The sequence below is a fragment of the Burkholderia seminalis genome, from assembly GCF_001718535.1.
GTDB lineage: Bacteria > Pseudomonadota > Gammaproteobacteria > Burkholderiales > Burkholderiaceae > Burkholderia > Burkholderia seminalis.
This window is the reverse complement of the sequence record NZ_CP013398.1, coordinates 1,348,997-1,365,002: the sequence shown is the minus strand read 5'-3', so window position 1 is coordinate 1,365,002 and position 16,006 is coordinate 1,348,997. Positions and strand designations below refer to the sequence as shown.

General features: G+C 69.2%; 17 protein-coding genes. 10 read left to right on the top strand and 7 right to left on the bottom strand.

Annotated elements, in window-relative coordinates; genetic code table 11:
• Window position 1: 1 nt before the first annotated feature.
• The 3 genes from mdcA to madL all read right to left on the bottom strand — a co-directional run bounded on the left by mdcA (window position 2) and on the right by madL (window position 2,957).
• Window positions 2-1,648: a malonate decarboxylase subunit alpha gene (gene mdcA / locus WJ12_RS06245; protein ID WP_034186632.1), complete on the bottom strand. Its 1,647-nt coding sequence runs from the start codon at window positions 1,646-1,648 to the stop codon at window positions 2-4.
• Window positions 1,649-1,782: 134 nt separating this feature from the next.
• A complete protein-coding gene (gene madM, locus WJ12_RS06240; protein ID WP_034186631.1) occupies window positions 1,783-2,550 on the bottom strand; it encodes a malonate transporter subunit MadM in 768 nt (255 codons plus the stop codon).
• Between the two features lie 11 nt (window positions 2,551-2,561).
• Window positions 2,562-2,957 (bottom strand): malonate transporter subunit MadL, encoded by a 396-nt coding sequence (madL, locus tag WJ12_RS06235; protein ID WP_034186756.1) that lies wholly within the window; start codon window positions 2,955-2,957, stop codon window positions 2,562-2,564.
• 325 nt (window positions 2,958-3,282) lie between these two features.
• Between madL and WJ12_RS06230 the strand changes: the two genes are divergently transcribed.
• Window positions 3,283-4,131 (top strand): LysR substrate-binding domain-containing protein, encoded by an 849-nt coding sequence (locus WJ12_RS06230; protein WP_059560550.1) that lies wholly within the window; start codon window positions 3,283-3,285, stop codon window positions 4,129-4,131.
• A 174-nt stretch (window positions 4,132-4,305) separates the two neighbouring features.
• A complete protein-coding gene (locus WJ12_RS06225; RefSeq protein WP_049031214.1) occupies window positions 4,306-4,584 on the top strand; it encodes a DUF4148 domain-containing protein in 279 nt (92 codons plus the stop codon).
• A 9-nt stretch (window positions 4,585-4,593) separates the two neighbouring features.
• Here WJ12_RS06225 and WJ12_RS06220 read toward each other — a convergent pair whose 3' ends face one another.
• Complete coding sequence (locus WJ12_RS06220) at window positions 4,594-5,511, bottom strand: 3-hydroxyacyl-CoA dehydrogenase NAD-binding domain-containing protein (protein WP_034186628.1); 918 nt, start codon at window positions 5,509-5,511, stop codon at window positions 4,594-4,596.
• A 245-nt stretch (window positions 5,512-5,756) separates the two neighbouring features.
• Here WJ12_RS06220 and WJ12_RS06215 point away from each other — a divergent pair, with 245 nt between their 5' ends.
• Both WJ12_RS06215 and WJ12_RS06210 read left to right on the top strand, forming a co-directional pair.
• Entirely contained in the window at window positions 5,757-6,197 is a 441-nt protein-coding gene (locus tag WJ12_RS06215) for an Hsp20/alpha crystallin family protein (protein WP_069245605.1), read from the top strand.
• A 16-nt stretch (window positions 6,198-6,213) separates the two neighbouring features.
• Window positions 6,214-6,624, top strand: a complete 411-nt coding sequence (locus WJ12_RS06210) for an Hsp20/alpha crystallin family protein (RefSeq protein WP_059560553.1) — start codon at window positions 6,214-6,216, stop codon at window positions 6,622-6,624.
• A gap of 123 nt (window positions 6,625-6,747) precedes the next feature.
• On the opposite strand, the gene WJ12_RS06205 is transcribed toward WJ12_RS06210, so the two are convergent.
• Both WJ12_RS06205 and WJ12_RS06200 read right to left on the bottom strand, forming a co-directional pair.
• A complete protein-coding gene (locus WJ12_RS06205) occupies window positions 6,748-7,050 on the bottom strand; it encodes a TFIIB-type zinc ribbon-containing protein (protein ID WP_034186625.1) in 303 nt (100 codons plus the stop codon).
• 90 nt (window positions 7,051-7,140) lie between these two features.
• Window positions 7,141-7,896: a TerC family protein gene (locus WJ12_RS06200; protein ID WP_034186624.1), complete on the bottom strand. Its 756-nt coding sequence runs from the start codon at window positions 7,894-7,896 to the stop codon at window positions 7,141-7,143.
• A gap of 108 nt (window positions 7,897-8,004) precedes the next feature.
• Between WJ12_RS06200 and WJ12_RS06195 the strand changes: the two genes are divergently transcribed.
• Window positions 8,005-8,898: a LysR family transcriptional regulator gene (locus tag WJ12_RS06195; protein WP_034186623.1), complete on the top strand. Its 894-nt coding sequence runs from the start codon at window positions 8,005-8,007 to the stop codon at window positions 8,896-8,898.
• A gap of 115 nt (window positions 8,899-9,013) precedes the next feature.
• Window positions 9,014-10,132: a DUF2242 domain-containing protein gene (locus WJ12_RS06190; protein WP_059560746.1), complete on the top strand. Its 1,119-nt coding sequence runs from the start codon at window positions 9,014-9,016 to the stop codon at window positions 10,130-10,132.
• Between the two features lie 129 nt (window positions 10,133-10,261).
• Here WJ12_RS06190 and WJ12_RS06185 read toward each other — a convergent pair whose 3' ends face one another.
• Window positions 10,262-11,182: a pyridoxal-phosphate dependent enzyme gene (locus WJ12_RS06185; protein WP_059560556.1), complete on the bottom strand. Its 921-nt coding sequence runs from the start codon at window positions 11,180-11,182 to the stop codon at window positions 10,262-10,264.
• Between the two features lie 161 nt (window positions 11,183-11,343).
• On the opposite strand from WJ12_RS06185, the gene WJ12_RS06180 reads away from it, so the two are divergent.
• The 4 genes from WJ12_RS06180 to WJ12_RS06165 all read left to right on the top strand — a co-directional run bounded on the left by WJ12_RS06180 (window position 11,344) and on the right by WJ12_RS06165 (window position 16,006).
• Window positions 11,344-12,255: a LysR family transcriptional regulator gene (locus WJ12_RS06180; RefSeq protein ID WP_059560560.1), complete on the top strand. Its 912-nt coding sequence runs from the start codon at window positions 11,344-11,346 to the stop codon at window positions 12,253-12,255.
• 753 nt (window positions 12,256-13,008) lie between these two features.
• A complete protein-coding gene (locus WJ12_RS06175) occupies window positions 13,009-14,208 on the top strand; it encodes an MFS transporter (protein WP_059560562.1) in 1,200 nt (399 codons plus the stop codon).
• A 565-nt stretch (window positions 14,209-14,773) separates the two neighbouring features.
• Complete coding sequence (locus WJ12_RS06170) at window positions 14,774-15,271, top strand: Csu type fimbrial protein (RefSeq protein ID WP_049034614.1); 498 nt, start codon at window positions 14,774-14,776, stop codon at window positions 15,269-15,271.
• Between the two features lie 15 nt (window positions 15,272-15,286).
• On the top strand, window positions 15,287-16,006 hold the full coding sequence (locus WJ12_RS06165) for a fimbrial biogenesis chaperone (RefSeq protein WP_049034610.1): 720 nt from the start codon (window positions 15,287-15,289) through the stop codon (window positions 16,004-16,006).

Below are 16,006 nucleotides of genomic sequence, written 5' to 3'. Positions count from 1 at the left end.
CTCACCAGTTGCGGAACCGCGCCGGCGGCGCATAGAGCCCGCCCGACCAGTGCACGAGATCCTTGATCGAACGCGCGGCGAGCCAGCGACGGTCGGCGTCGAGCGGATCGATGCCGAGATCCTCCGGGCGGCGGATCACGCCGCGTTCGCGCAGCCGCTCGACCATCTTCCGGTCACGGCCGCGGCCGATCTCCGTATAACCGGCGACGCCGCGGATCGCGTGCTCGCGTTCGTCCTTGTCGCGACACATCAGCAGGTTCGCGATCCCTTCCTCGGTGACGATGTGCGTGACGTCGTCGCCGTAGACCATGATCGGCGCGAGGTCGAGCTGCAGCTTGTCGGCGAGCTTCAGCGCGTCGAGCTTCTCGACGAACATCGGCACGTTCTTGTCGCCGAACGTCTCGCCGATCTGCACGACGAGCTTGCGGCCGCGCCTGAGCGCCGCCGGCGTGTCGGGGTCGGCTTCCGCGCCGGCCTTCAGCCACGGCGCGCTCGGATGGCGCCGGCCGCGCGCGTCGCTGCCCATGTTCGGCGCGCCGCCGAAGCCGGCGATGCGCTCGGCCGTGACCGTCGACGAATGGCCGGACAGGTCGATCTGCAGCGTCGAGCCGATGAACATGTCGCACGCGTAGAGGCCGGCCGTCTGGCAGAACGCGCGATTCGAGCGCAGCGACCCGTCGGGGCCCGTGAACCACACGTCGGACCGTTCGCGGATGTAGTCGTCCATCCCGACTTCGGAGCCGAAGCAGTGCACCTGCTCGACCCAGCCCGACTCGATCGCGGGAATCAGCGTCGGATGCGGATTGAGCGCCCAGTGCGTGCAGACCTTGCCCTTCAGCCCGAGCTTCTCGCCGTAGGTCGGCAGCAGCAGCTCGATCGCGGCCGTGTTGAAGCCGATCCCGTGGTTCAGGCGCTTGATGCCGTACGGCTCGTAGATGCCCTTGATCGCGAGCATCGCGGTGAGGATCTGCGTTTCGGTGATCGCGGCCGGATCGCGGGTGAACAGCGGCTCGACGTAGAACGGCCGGCCGGCCTCGACGACGAAATGCACGCGGTCGCCCGGGATGTCGACGCGCGGCACCTTGTCGACGATGCGATCGACCTGCGCGATCACGATGCCGTCCTTGAATGCCGTGGCCTCGACGACGGTCGGCGTGTCCTCGGTGTTCGGGCCCGTGTACAGGTTGCCGTCACGGTCGGCGCTGACCGCCGCGATCAGCGCGACCTGCGGCGTCAGATCGATGAAGTAGCGCGCGAACAGCTCGAGATAGGTATGCACCGCGCCGAGCGCGATCTTGCCGCCGAACAGCAGCTTCGCGATGCGCTGCGACTGCGGGCCCGAGTACGCGAAATCGAGGCGCTTCGCGATGCCGCGCTCGAACACGTCGAGATGCTCGGGCAGCACGACGCCCGACTGCACCATGTGCAGGTCGTGGATCTTCGCGCTGTCGACGTCGGCGAGCGCCGTCGCGAGCAGGTCGGCCTGCTTCTGGTTGTCGCCTTCGAGGCACACGCGGTCGCCGGGCCGCAGCACCGCTTCGAGCAACGCGACGGTGTCGCGCGCATCGACCCGCTTGCCCTGCGCGTAAGCCGCGCCGGCCGCGAGCCGTGCATCGCGCGCCTGCCGCGCGTGATTCCATCCCGTCATGAACAGTTCTCCCGCTTCGATGGTTCAGCGGCATTCTAAGCCGGGCGCCGCCGCCGATTGATGATGTTGACGAATGCGACTCAGAGGACGCCGCGATGGATGCGGCCCACGCGCGGGAGCCGCACCGCGGGGCGCTATGCGCCGACCAGCGCGCGGGTCGTGAAGTAGAGCACCGAGGGCCCGAGCAGGCAGCCGACGCCCGTATGGAACGTCGCGACCAGCGCGCCGTACGGGACCAGCCGGCGGTCGGTCGCGGCGAGCCCCGCGCTCACGCCGCTGACGGTGCCCGCGAGGCCGCCGAAGATCATCGCGGAGCGCGGCGTCTTCAGGCCCATGAAGCCGGCCGCGACCGGCGTGCCGACCATCACGATGATCGCCTTCACGAGCCCGGTGGCGATGCTCAGCGCGATCACGTCGGAACTCGCGCCGATCGCCGCGCCGGTGACGGGCCCGACGATGTAGGTGACGGCGCCCGCGCCGATCGTCGTCATGCTGACCGCGTCGGTGTAGCCGAACGCGCGCGCGATGCATGCGCCGACGATGAACGGCAGCACGGTGCCGAGCAGCAGCGACACGACGCCGACGAGCCCGGCCTTGCGCGCCTCGGTCGGCTGCACTTCGAACGCGGTCGCGACGATCGCGAAATCGCGCAGCATCGCGCCGCCCATCAGGCCGACACCCGCGAACAGCGGCACGTCGGCGATTCCCTTTTCGCCGCCGGTGAACGCGCCGCCGACGTACGCGAGCGCGAGACCGATCACGATCGCGATCGCGGAGCCGTGCACGCGGCCGAACGTCAGCTTGCGCGACGCGATCGACGACAGCCACATGATCAGGCCGACCAGCGCGAACGACGCGACGAGCCCGTTGTGGGCGACGGTTTTTTCGAGCATCTGCAGCATGGCGGCCTCCGTCACTGTTCTTCGAATTGCGGCACGCCCGCGAAGGCCGTGTCGTCGCGCCCGGTGCGCACCAGTACCGCGATGCAGCATGCGCAGATCGCAACCGCGCCGACGGCGGCCAGCAGCGCGACGGGACCGCCCTTCAGCGCGGCGACGACGTTCTGGTTCGCGGCCATCGCGACGACGACCGGAATGTACATCGCGCCCCAGAAACCGACGCCGGCCTCGGTCTCCTTCGGCAGCCAGCCGCGCCGGTGCAGCCACAGGCGCAGGCAGATCAGCAGCAGCATCGCGATGCCGACGCCGCCGACATTGGTCTTCACGCCGATCGCGCTGCCGAGCAGGTCGCCGAGAAACAGTCCGGCCAGATGGCAAAACGCCAGCAGCGCGGTTCCGTAGATGATCATGAGTCGTCTCCAGTCTCTTCGTGACGGGCGCCGGACGCACGCGGGAGCCGGCCCCGCACGGCGATCCCGTGCACGGACTTGTCTCCTGCGGCGGTGCGCCGCGGCCCGGCGGCCCGTCTGGCGGGCCTGTTCTCGGGCGGTCGATGGGATGATGCGGTTTCGGGCCGGACGCCGGATGCCGTAGACTGATCGAGGCAGCCGCCGGCACGACGCGGGCTACGCGCCGGTGCCCCCGTTGCGGGCCGCACTGGCGCGTGATCCGATACTAGCGCCGCCGATTCCCGCCATTTATGAAGTTGTCGAAACCGATTCAGTGGATTTAGCAATGCGTCCGTTACCGCCCGAGCTGCTGCGCAGCTTCGTCGCCGTCGCCCAATCCGGCAGCTTCACCGCCGCGTCCGAGCGCGTGAGCCTGTCGCAGTCGACCGTCAGCCAGCACATCCGCCGCCTCGAGGAGCTGCTCGACCGGCCGCTGTTCGAACGCGACACGCGCAACGTGCACCTGTCGCAGCACGGTGACGCGCTGTTCCGCTACGCGGTGCGCATCCTCGAGCTGATGGACGAAGCCGTCACGTCGGTGTGCGGGCCGCCGCTGTCGGGCAAGGTGCGGCTCGCGATGTCGGAGGATTTCGCGTCCGCCCACCTGACGGCCGCGCTCGCGAGCTTCGTGCAGCGCAATCCGGACGTCGAGCTCGCGATCTCGACCGGGCTGTCGGGCGACCTGTTCGATGCGCTCGACGAGGGCCGGCACGACCTGGTGTTCGCGAAGCGTATCGCGGGCAGCCGGCGCGGCCGCGTGATCCGCAGCGAACCGCTGTACTGGTGCACCGGCCCCGAATCGCGGCTCACCGGCCACGAGGCCGTGCTGCCGCTCGCGATGCATCCGGAGCCGAGCGTGTCGCGCCGCCGCGTGCTCGAATCGCTCGAGGCCATCGGGCGGCCGTACCGGATCGCGGTGGTCAGCAGCAGCGTCGCGGTATTGCGCGCGGCCGCGAGCGCGGGGCTCGGCGTCAGCGCGTTCGCCGGCTACGTGATCCCGGCCGGACTCGCCCGGCTCGACGCGGGGCTGCCCGAACTCGGCGAACTCGAATACGTGATCGACCGGCCGGCAGCCGCGTCGCGCTCGACGCTCGCGCTCGAAGCCACGCTGATCGCGGCGGCGGCCGGGTTGTAACCGCACCGGGCGCACCGGGCGCGCCGCGCGCATGCACGGCCGCGCCCGCACCTGACAGCTTTGCCCGGAACGCGTCATCGTCCGCGCAGCACCCGCTCGCGACAATGGGACCCATCGGCAGGCACGGCGATCGCCGCGCGCATCCGGTACCCCGTCCCTTGATCGGAGCCCACCATGAACGTCTTGCGATTCGCCGTCGCGACCGCCGCAGCCGCGCTGCTGTCCCCCGCCTTTGCGCAAACCGACGCGTCGGCGCCCGCCCAGGGCCTGACACGCGCGGAAGTCATCGACCAGCTCAAGCAGGCCTATCTCGACGGCGAACTGCCGACGAACGACGGCAACTACCCGCCGGATGCCGCCACGCGGGCACGCAACCGCGAACTCGTGCAGGCCGCGAGCCCTGCCTGGCTCGCGCATGCGCCGCCCGCACCGCAGGCCGCGTCGCAGCAATAAGCCGCGCGCTCAGGGCAGGAAGCTGCGGCGCCGCGCATCGATCAGCTCGACGAGCAAGCGGTCGCGCTCGGCCGCCAGCGCCTGCATCGAACGCTCGCCCTGGATCGCGCGCAGTTCTTCGTTCAGTTGGCGATCGACCTCCGGATCGAACGAGGGCGTGCCGAGGTCGTCCCACCAGCTCGCGATCGGCCCCGACAGGTGTTCGAGGAAGTGCGCGATCCCGCCCGCGCCGCCGCCGAGGTGATAGGTCAGGCACTGCCCCATCAGCCCCCAGCGCAAGCCGGGCCCCCACGCGACGGCCTTGTCCGCATCGGCGACACTCACGACGCCTTCGCCGACGAGGTGATACACCTCGCGGAACAGCGCGGCCGCGAGCCGGTTCGCGACGTGGCCGGTCATCTCCTTGTTGAGGACGATCGTCTGCTTGCCGAGCGCGTCGTAGAAATCCTTAACGCGCGCGATCACGTCCTGGCCGGTCGCATCGCCGCCGACCAGCTCGACGAGCGGAATCAGGTGCGGCGGATTGAACGGATGCGCGATCAGGCAACGCTCCGGATGCTTCGCGCACGCGGTCTGGATGTCGGACATCTTCAGGCCCGACGAGCTCGATGCGATCGGTACGTGCGCGGGCAGCACGTCGTCCATCTGGCGGTACAGCGCACGCTTCAGGTCGAGCCGCTCCGGGCCGTTCTCCTGCACGAAGTCGACGCCGTCGAGCGCGCGCACCAGATCGGCGTCGAACGACAACCGCGAGGAAAGTTCGGCGGCACGCTCGCCGAGAAACGCGGCCAGCGCGTCGCGCAGCCGCGCGTCGGCTTGCGGCGCCGGATCGGTCGCGACGACGTCGAAACCCTGCGTCAGATAGAAAGCCGCCCAGCTCGCGCCGATCACGCCGGCGCCGACGATCGCGATACGTCGAATGTCCATGGTTGTCCCGTGTGGTTGTTCTGCGGATAGCTCGCGGCGATTGTCGCATCGAATCCCGTGCGCATGCGTTGACGCGGATTGCGGATTCCCTCTTGAAATGCGCGATGGCGGCCACTAATTACCCGTCGTCGGGCAGTGCCTCATCCGTTGCACTGCCTCCGTTTCGATCCAGTGGAGCCCCCGTCGCGCCCGCCGCAGGCGTCGCGCCGTCACGTCTCCCGTGTTCCCTGTTCAGGAGGACCCCCATGAGCGGTATCCATTTCGGCAACGACCTGTTCGACGAATTCGCCCGCGTGCAGCGGCAAGTGGCGAACCTGCTCGGCGAACGCCCGACCGGCATCCGCGCGGTGCGGCACGGCACGTTCCCGGCACTCAACGTCGGCGCCACCGACAATGCGATCGAGATCGTCGCGTTCGCACCCGGCATGGCCGCGGGCGACTTCGACGTATCGATCGACAAGGACCTGCTGACCGTCAGCGGCGAGCGCAAGCCGGCGCCGGGCATCGAAGGCGAAGACGTGCGGACCTACGCGCAGGAGCGTTTTCACGGCGCCTTCCGCCGCGTCGTCGAGCTGCCGCGCGACGCGGATCCCGACCAGGTCACCGCGCGCTACGAAAACGGCTGCCTGCTGATTCGCGTCGGCCGGCGCGAAGCCTCGAAGCCGCGTGCGATCACCGTTCAGTAATCTTCAGGATACCGACATGTATACGAACCCGACCCAGGCCGAACGCCAAACGAAACCCGTTCATCCTGCCGCCGCCGAGGCCGCGCGTCGACCCGCGATCACGCCGAACGTCGACATCGTCGAGACCCCTCGCGGCGTCACGCTGCGGGCCGATCTTCCCGGCGTGCCGCGCGAGAACCTCGACGTGAAGGTGCACGACAACACGCTGACGATCGAAGCGGACACGCACATCGACACGCCGGCCGACCTGCGCGTGCGGCACGCGGAAGTGCGCGCGACCCGCTATGCGCGCTCGTTCGTGCTGAGTCCCGACCTCGACACGTCGCGGATCGACGCGAACCTGCGCGACGGCGTGCTGACGCTGACGATTCCGCGCCGCGAGGAAACGCGCCCGCGCCGTATCGACGTGACGGCCGGCCACGCGTAAGCGTCGGCGTGAGTCGCGACGTGTCGCGGCACGCATGAAAGAAGCCCCGCCCGGCGCGATGCCGGGCGGGGCTTCTTTGTTGATCGGCGGCCCGGCGTGCGTGCAGGCACGCCGGATCCGGATTCAATCGAAATCGAACAGGTCGAACACCGACTTCTTGCGACGCTGGCCGTCGTGCCGGTAACGCTCGTCGCGCGAGCGGCCGTCGCGCCCCCAGCCATCGTCGCGACCGTGCTGCGCCGATGCGGCGTGCTGTGCCGGCGGATCGGCGCGGCGAGCCGGCGCGTCGCCGGTTTCGCGGGCGATCAGCTTGTCGAGCTCGCCGCGGTCGAGCCATACGCCGCGGCACGTCGGACAGTAGTCGATCTCGATCGACTGGCGCTCGGCCATCAGCAGGTCGGGCGTCTTGCAGACAGGGCATTTCATCGCGTTTCTCCTTTCCGTGCGAATCTCGTCCGGATTCCGTATGCAGCGCGCGCGCCGGCAGCCGCGGCAGCCGGCGTCACGCGCGGCGACTCAGTCGCCATCGACTTGCGCCGCGCGCTTCGCCTTCGCGCGCCGCGCCAGCATGTTCATGCCCTCGACGAACGCCGAGAACGCCATCGCCGCGTAGATGTACCCCTTCGGCACGTGCGAACCGAAACCTTCGGCGATCAGCGTCATGCCGATCACGACCAGGAACGACAGCGCCAGCATCACGATGGTCGGGTTGCGGTCGATGAAGCGTGCGAGCGGCTGCGCGGCGAACAGCATCACGGTCACGGCGACGATCACCGCGACGAACATGATCGGGATGTGCTCGGTCATGCCGATCGCCGTCACGATGCTGTCGATCGAGAACACGATGTCGAGCATCACGATCTGGCCGATGGCGGCCCACACCGTCAGCCCGGCCGCGCCGCCCGCCCCGCCCTCGCCGCCGCCGTCGTGCGACACGTGGTGATGGATCTCGGTGGTCGCCTTCCACACGAGGAACAGGCCGCCCGACAGCAGGATCATGTCGCGCCACGAGAACGCATGGTCGAACAGCGTGAACACGGGTTCGGTCAGGCTCGCGATCCACGCGACGCTGCCGAGCAGCGCCAGGCGCATCACCAGCGCGAGTGCGATGCCGAGGCGCTGCGTGCGGGCGCGCTGCGCCTCGGGCAGCTTGTTGCTGAGGATCGAGATGAAGATCAGGTTGTCGATGCCGAGCACGACTTCCATCACGACGAGCGTCAGGAGCGCGGCCCAGACGGCGGGGTCGGCGGCAAGCGTCAGCAGGTAGTCCATGAAATGGGCCGATTGGAAAGTGGAAAGCCCGATGATATGCCGCCCCGTACTTCGAAAAAATCAGCGAAAATCTGAACTTAAGTTCGGTTTTTTCGATATATCGATCCGATGCTCAATTTTCGACATCTGTACTATTTCTGGGTCGTCGTGAAGGAAGGCGGCTTCGCGCGCGCGGCCGGCCGGCTCGACATGGCCGTGCAGACGATCAGCGCGCAGGTGCGCGAGCTCGAGAAATCGCTCGGGCACCAATTGCTGCGCCCGGCCGGGCGCGGCGTCACGATGACCGACGCGGGACAGGCCGCGTTTGCGCGCGCCGAAGTCATCTTCGAGATGGGGCGGCTGATTCCCGACGAAGTGCGCGCGGCGGCCAGCCAGCCGACCGTGCGGCTCGCGGTCGGGCTCGCGGACGGCATTTCGAAGCTCGCCGCGCACGCGATCCTCGCGCCGGTGCTCGACACGCCGACGTTGCGGCTGCTGTGCCACGAGGGCGAGCACGATGCGCTGCTCGCGGAGCTCGCGCTGCATCACCTCGATCTCGTGCTGGCCGGCCAGGGCGCGCCGTCGGGGTCGAACCTGCGCGTGACGAGCGAGCGGCTCGTCGCATCGCCGGTCGACTGGTACGGGCCCGCGGCGCTCGTCACGCCGGCCGCGCGGCAGCGCTTTCCGCAGTGCCTGGCCGACCTGCCCGTGCTGCTGCCGACCGCGCATTCGGCGCTGCGCGCGCGCCTCGACCGGTGGCTGGAAGGCGAGCGGATCGTGCCGCGCGTGACCGGGGAATTCGAGGACAGCGCGCTGATGGCCGTGTTCGCGGCGCGCGGCCTCGGCGTGTTTCCGCTCAGCGAACTCGGCGCGAACGATGCGTCGCTGCTGAGCGGGTTGCGGCGGCTCGGGCGGGCGGGCGACGTGACCGAGGAGATCCACGCGATCCGCTCGCGGCGCGGCGAACATCATCCGCTGACGTCGCAATTGCTGGCCGCGGTGCGCGTCGCGCCGGCCGACTGAAGCGAGCGCGACATCAAACGAAACTATAATGGCGCCCCGGCCTTACGAGATTGCCGCACGCCTCATCCAGGCACCGCCGTTGCGCGGCCGCTCGCCAAGCCTTCTGAAAGACGCCATGCACAACCGATTTCGCCTGTTTTCCGTTTCGTGCGCACTCGCGGCCGCGACCGTGCTGGCTGCGTGCTCGTCGCCGCCCAAGCCGATCTACCAGCAGGAACAGTTCGACGCGACCAGCAGCCCGTATGCGCATACGTTCCACTCGAAATCCGACGCGGCCTGCGAGGCCGCGCGGCGCGCGCTGCTGAGCCAGGGTTATGTGGTGTCGTCGTCGCGCAACGATGCGGTCGACGGCAGCAAGAATTTCCAGCCGAGCAACGACATGCACGTCGTGATCGAATTTCACGTCGTGTGCGCGGATGCGAACGCCGACGGCACGTCGAGCATCGCGTACGTGAACGCCGTGCAGGACCGGTACACGCTGAAGAAGTCGAATACGTCGGCCAGCGTGGGCTTGAGCGTGTTCGGCTCGCTGTCGCTGCCGATCGGGTCGAGCGACGACGCGCTCGTCAAGACCGCGAGCGAGACGATTCCGGCCGGCGTGTTCTATGAGCGCTTCTTCAATCTCGTCGACCATTTCCTGAAGATCGACCCGGCGCGCCGCGATCGCGCGACCGTGAAGGCCGCCGAGAAGGAACCCGTCACGCCGCTGCCGGAACCCGCGCCGACGCCGCAGGGCGAACCGCTGAAGATGACGACGCCGGTCGTGCCGACGCCGCCCGCGGCGCCGGTGCCGCTGTCGGTGCCGGGTGTCGCACCCGAGTCGGGTGCGCATGCCGTGCCTGCCGCGGCGTCGGCCGTCGCCGTGCCGGCCGCGGTGCGTGCCGCCGCGCCGGGAGCGGCGTCGGGTTCGCAGCCGGTTGCCGCACCGGCTGCGGCTTCCGCCGGTTCCGTGCCTGCGCCGGCTTCCGCTGCCGCGTCGGCTGCCACGCCTGCATCGGCTGCCAGCCCGGCGGCCGCGCCTGCCGCCGCGGCGTCGACGCCCGCCGTTCCGGCACCGGCCGCTGGCAAGCCGGCGTCGACCGTGCCCGCGCCTGCCCCTGCACCTGCACCTGCGTCCGCGGCATCCGCCCCCGCATCGGCATCCGCGCCGTCGAGCGCATCGCCGGCGCCCGCCACCGCCAACCCTGTCGCATCGTCCGCGCCGTCCGGCGCGAGCGCACCGGCCGCGAACTGACCGGGCCGCCGTGTCGTCGCGCCCGGCTGCATACGGCTCGGCACGACGATACGCCCGCCTTCCGCGTTATTCACCGCAGCAGTTTCCGCCATCGGGCGGCGTGAGCGCCCTGCCTGCGGCGCGCCCGCCTTACCGCAACGTCGCGCGCAGCGTCTGCAGCTGCTCGACGGACGCCGTCACGCCGCCGCAGACGATCACCGCGATGTCCGACGCCGACGCAAGCACCGGCACCGGCCGCTCGAGCGCAGCCAGCGCGGCGCCGCATGCGGGTTCGACGACGATCCGGTGTTCGTCGACGAACCGCAGCGACGCGGCCACCGCGTCCGCATCGGACACGACGACGGGATGGATCGCGTGCCGCGTCGCCCATTCGACTGCCGCATCGCATGGCCGCTTCGCGCCGAGCGACGTCGCGATGCTCGCGATTGCCGCGAGTTCGACCGGACGCCCCTGCGCGACCGAGCGCGCATAGCAGTCGGCGCCTTCCGTTTCGGCCGCGACGACCGGCACGTCGTGCCAGCCGTTGCGCGCGAGCCCTTCGAGCACGCCGCACAGCAGGCCGCCCCCGCCGACCGCGAGCACCACCGCACCGGGCTTCGGCCCGGCGGCCGCCATCTCGTCGATCATCGTCGCGTGCCCCTGCCACAGCACGGGATCGTCGAACGGATGGACGAACGCATCGTGCTCGCCGAGCGCCGATTGCGCAAACGCGTTTGCCTCGGCCCAGCTCGCGCCATGCACGACCACCTCGGCGCCTTCGACACGAATCAGCTCACGCGCGCGCGCCGAGGCGCTTTCCGGCACGACGACGCGTACCGGCACGCCGAGCACGCGGCCGCAATACGCGACCGCGATGCCCGCGTTACCGCCCGACGACGACACGAATCGCCGCGCGCCGGCCGCGTGCCGCGCTTCGCAGACGGCGCCGATGCCGCGCAGCTTGAACGAGCCCGATGGCTGCAGCGCGTCGAGCTTCAGCCGGATCGTCCGGCCGAGCCGGCGGGACGCGATTTGCGAGCGGATATAAGGAGTCGGGATATGAAGCGGCATCGGACAAGGCTCAGTGGAGACGGAGGAAGCGCACGCGACTCGCGAGCCAGCGCGTGCGCCCATGACGGTCATCGTACGGCAGGCCTGCCATGCTTTCCAATACCATCGAATGGTATTTGCTATGCTCCACAGGTATATCGACGAACCCGGACGAACATCGCATGCGCCAGATCGAACTGCGTCACCTGCGCTATTTCGTGGCTGTCGCCCAGGCCGGCAGCGTGATGGCAGGCGCCCGCGCGGCCGGCATCGTCCAGCCCGCGCTGTCGCGGCAGATCCGCGAGCTCGAGGACGCGATCGGCACGCCGTTGCTGATCCGACGCGCGACGGGCGTCACGCTCACCGCGGCCGGCGCGAGCTTCCTGAAGGATGCGACCGGCCTGCTCGCAACGGTGCAGGACAGCCGCGAACGCGCGTTGCGCAGCGCGGCCGGCCAGCTCGGCGAACTGCGGCTCGGCGCGCTGCCGAACTGCCTGCCGCTGCCGATCGTCGCGAAGGTGCTCAAGGCGTTTCGCGACGCGTGCCCGGACGTGCAGCTGTCGATCGCGCCGATGCTGTCGGCCGAACAGGCGAGCGCGCTGATGCGCGGCCAGCTCGACGCCGGGATCATGGCGTGGCGCCGCGACGAGGCGCCGCACCTGTCGGGCGTGCGGCTGCTGAGCGACCGCTTCGTGCTCGCGATGCCCGCGCCGCCGGGCGGCCGCTTCAATGCGCCGCGCACGCTGGCCGACGTCGCGGACGAACCGTTCGTCTGGTTCGACGCGCAGCGCTCGGCCGCGCACCACCGGTTCCTGATGGCGCAGTGCCAGCAGGCCGGCTTCACGCCGCGCATCGCGCAGGTCGGCAGCGACATCCCGACGCTGATCGGCCTCGTCGCGGCCGGAATGGGATGCGCGTTCGTGCCGGAAAGCGCGTCGCCGACCTGCCCGCACACGGTCAGGCTCGTCGCGCTCGACGAGCTCGCGAGCCGCTTCGACATCGAATTCGTGTTCGATGGCGCGGCGGCGGCGCCCTCGCCGATCGTCGCGCGGTTTCTCGCGGCCGTGCGCGACGCGGCCGACGAAGCGGGTTGACCCTGCACCGGGCGCCGGGCCAGCCCGGCATCCGGTCAGGCAAGGCGATCCGCACGCCAGCCGACGCGCGACGCCCCCCTCTGCTGATTCGCCGTTTTGGCGGCCTCATCGCGCTAAACAAGATGGCCGTGCCAGCGAAAAATCTTTCAAAACCCCGACAATCCACGCCGCGGCGCCGGAATTTTTAAATTGGCACCAAAAACCGCCGTTTAACGCCGCTTCGAATTGTCATGGCCCGAAATATACTGCGCCCGCATCCAACCCTCGTGCCAAAGAGAGGATGCGTTTTCGCCCCGGCCACGGTCCCCCTGTGGTCGGGGCTTTTTTCGCTTGCGCCTTGCCTGTAAAGGGTTTCCAGCCGTGGCGCGAGGTCTGTTTCACGGGATGGAAGGCGCCCGGTCGACGGGCCCTGGCTGCCCCGCCGCCCGTCACCGCACGGTTGCCGGGCAACGTGCGGCATGCGATGCCGGACGGCCCGCCCGTCCGCCGCAAACCGTCACCGAATCGCGGCGCGCGGCAGGACAATCCGATTTCCACCTTACCCATACCTTTCACCACCGACACCGTCGTTCGCCTGCCTCGCCGGCGCAACGCCCACGGCCTGGCGGGCACACCGCGCGCGCTCCGTATTGTTGACATGGAATCAAGATAATTTCGTTCCAATCCGGCTTTTTCCGCAAAAATAATCCAGGCACACTTCGCCCTGTCCGCAACGGCCCCGTGCCGTCACCCACGAATACAGGAGCCCATCGCGTGAACACCACGACTTCCTCTCCTTCCCGCCCCGGCGGCAGCGCCGCGCTGCCGCTGCTGGCGCTCGCCGCCGGCGCGTTCGGCATCGGCACGACCGAGTTCTCGCCGATGGGCCTGCTGCCCGTGATCGCCGACGGCGTGCACGTGTCGATTCCGCAGGCCGGCATGCTGATCAGCGCGTATGCGATCGGCGTGATGGTCGGCGCGCCGCTGATGACGCTGCTGCTCGCCCGCTGGTCGCGCCGCTCGGCGCTGATCGCGCTGATGTCGATCTTCACGATCGGCAACCTGCTGTCGGCCGTCGCGCCGGATTACACGACGCTGCTGCTCGCCCGCCTCGTGACGAGCCTCAACCACGGCGCGTTCTTCGGGCTCGGCTCGGTGGTCGCGGCCAGCCTCGTGCCGCGCGACAAGCAGGCAAGCGCCGTCGCGACGATGTTCATGGGCCTCACGATCGCGAACGTGGGCGGCGTGCCCGCCGCGACCTGGCTCGGCCAGATCATCGGCTGGCGCATGTCGTTCGCGGCGACCGCGGGCCTCGGCCTGATCGCGATCGCCGGCCTGTTCGCCGCGCTGCCGAAGGGCGAGGCCGGCAAGATGCCCGATCTGCGGGCCGAACTCTCGGTGCTGACGCGCCCGGTCGTGCTCGGTGCGCTCGCCACGACGGTGCTCGGCGCCGGCGCGATGTTCACGCTCTACACGTATGTCGCACCGACGCTCGAACACCTGACCGGCGCGACGCCCGGCTTCGTGACCGCGATGCTCGTGCTGATCGGCGTCGGCTTCTCGATCGGCAACATCGCGGGCGGCCGCCTGGCCGACCGCTCGCTCGACGGCACGCTGATCGGCTTCCTGCTGCTGCTGATCGCGACGATGGCGGCGTTCCCGCTGCTCGCCAGCACGCATGCCGGCGCGGCCGTCACGCTGCTCGTGTGGGGCGTCGCCACGTTCGCGGTCGTGCCGCCGCTGCAGATGCGCGTGATGCGCGCGGCCCACGAAGCGCCGGGCCTCGCGTCGGCCGTCAACATCGGCGCGTTCAACCTCGGCAATGCGGTGGGCGCCGCGGCCGGCGGCGCGGCAATTTCGGCCGGGTTCGGCTACGCGGCGGTGCCGCTCGTCGGCGGCCTGATCGCCGCAGCCGGACTCGCACTCGTCCTGCTGCAGATCGCGCAGCGCCGCGCGCCGGCCGCCGCGAACTGACACGCGCGGCTCGCCCGGGCTGCCGCCCGGTTCGGCAAGGACACCTACGGCCGCGCAATGCGGCCGTTTTCATTTCCCGTCCGCCGTCCGGATTCCCGTTTTCTCTTCACCCGGGAAAAATCCGGAATATCCGTCTCCCGACATCATTTCGACCGGATCGATTCACGAACCGGTTAAATACCTGACATCGCCCAACCGATTCATTGCCGCTCGTTCAATTTCACCGCGCGCATGAATTATCCAATTCGAATTCGCCGCTTCGATTTACCGAACCAATCGGAAAATCGTGCCGCACCCCACCCCGACAGGCATTCTTTTCCGCGTCGCAGCAAAATATTTCGCGTGGAATCCGGCAATTAAATCCAAATCCGTAATATTTCCCCGATTTATTCAATAAATAACCCATTCATTCGTCACGAAATACAACAACCCCAAATTTAAGATTGAAAGACTCATCGATTCGTATCAGCATTTACCGTGCTGCGGCGTGCGAAGCGCGGCATAAATCCAATGAAAAATCGACCGATGAGGGATCAGAGTGAAAGTCGCCATCGCTTCCACGACGTTGTCGCTCGCGCTGTCAATCGGCCTTTCGACACCCACCGCCGACGCGGCCGTCTATACGAACGGCACCGCGACCGCCACCTTCAACGTCACGCTGACCCTGCAGCCGAACTGCACGATCGCCGCGAACCCGCTGGCCTTCGGGACCAACGGCGTGCTGGCGACCGCGATCAACCAGCAGACGACCGTCAGCGTCACCTGTACCAACACGACGCCGTACAACGTCGGCCTCGACGCCGGTTCGGTCACCGGATCGAGCGTCGCGAGCCGCCTGATGGCCGGCACGTCGACCGGCAATACGACGACGACCGTCGGCTTCCAGTTGTACCAGGACGCCGGGCGCACGACGATCTGGGGCAACACGCAGGGCACCAACACCGTGGCCGGCACCGGCACGGGCGCCGCGCAGGCGCTGACCGTCTACGGTCAGGTGCCCGCGCAGGCGACGCCGAAGCCGGACACCTATCAGACGACCGTCACCGCAACCGTCTACTTCTGACCGGCGCCGTTTCGCATGCTCGCAATACGTCGAACGCTCGCCGCGCTGCTGTGCGCGGCCGGCGCCGCGCACGCCGCGTCGCTGCAGATTTCCCCCGTCACGATCGAATTCGGCACCGACGACACGGCCACCGGCATCACGCTGCGCAATCCCGGCGAGCGGCCCGTGTACGGACAGGTACGCGTATTCCGCTGGGACCAGGCCGACGGCCAGGACACGCTGACGCCCACCCAGGATCTCGTCGCGAGCCCGCCGCTGATCGAGGTCGGCACGCAGTCCGAGCAGTTGATCCGCGTCGTGCGCGCCTCGCGCGCGCCTTCCGGCGTCGAACAGTGCTACCGGCTGCTGATCGACGAGCTTCCGCCCCCGGGCGAGGCGCCGACCAACGGTGTCTCGATCCGGCTGCGCTATTCGATTCCGGTGTTCGTCGAACCGGCAGCCCCCGGCGCGCCGCAACTCGACTGGACGCTCGCGCGCGGCAACGAAGGCTGGGTGCTGCGCGTGCGCAACGTCGGCACGCGCCGCGCGCAACTGGCGTCGGTCGAACTCGTCAACGGCGACGGTCGTGCGTACCCGCTCACGCGCGGGCTGCTCGGCTACGCGCTGGCGGGCCGCACCGGCCAGTGGAGCGCGCCGCTGCCGGCGGGTCTCGTGCCCGGCGGCAAGGTCACGGTGCGGGCGGCCGTCAATTCGCAGCCGGCCAGCGCGGTCGTCGCGGTGGAGCCGCCGGGCTAG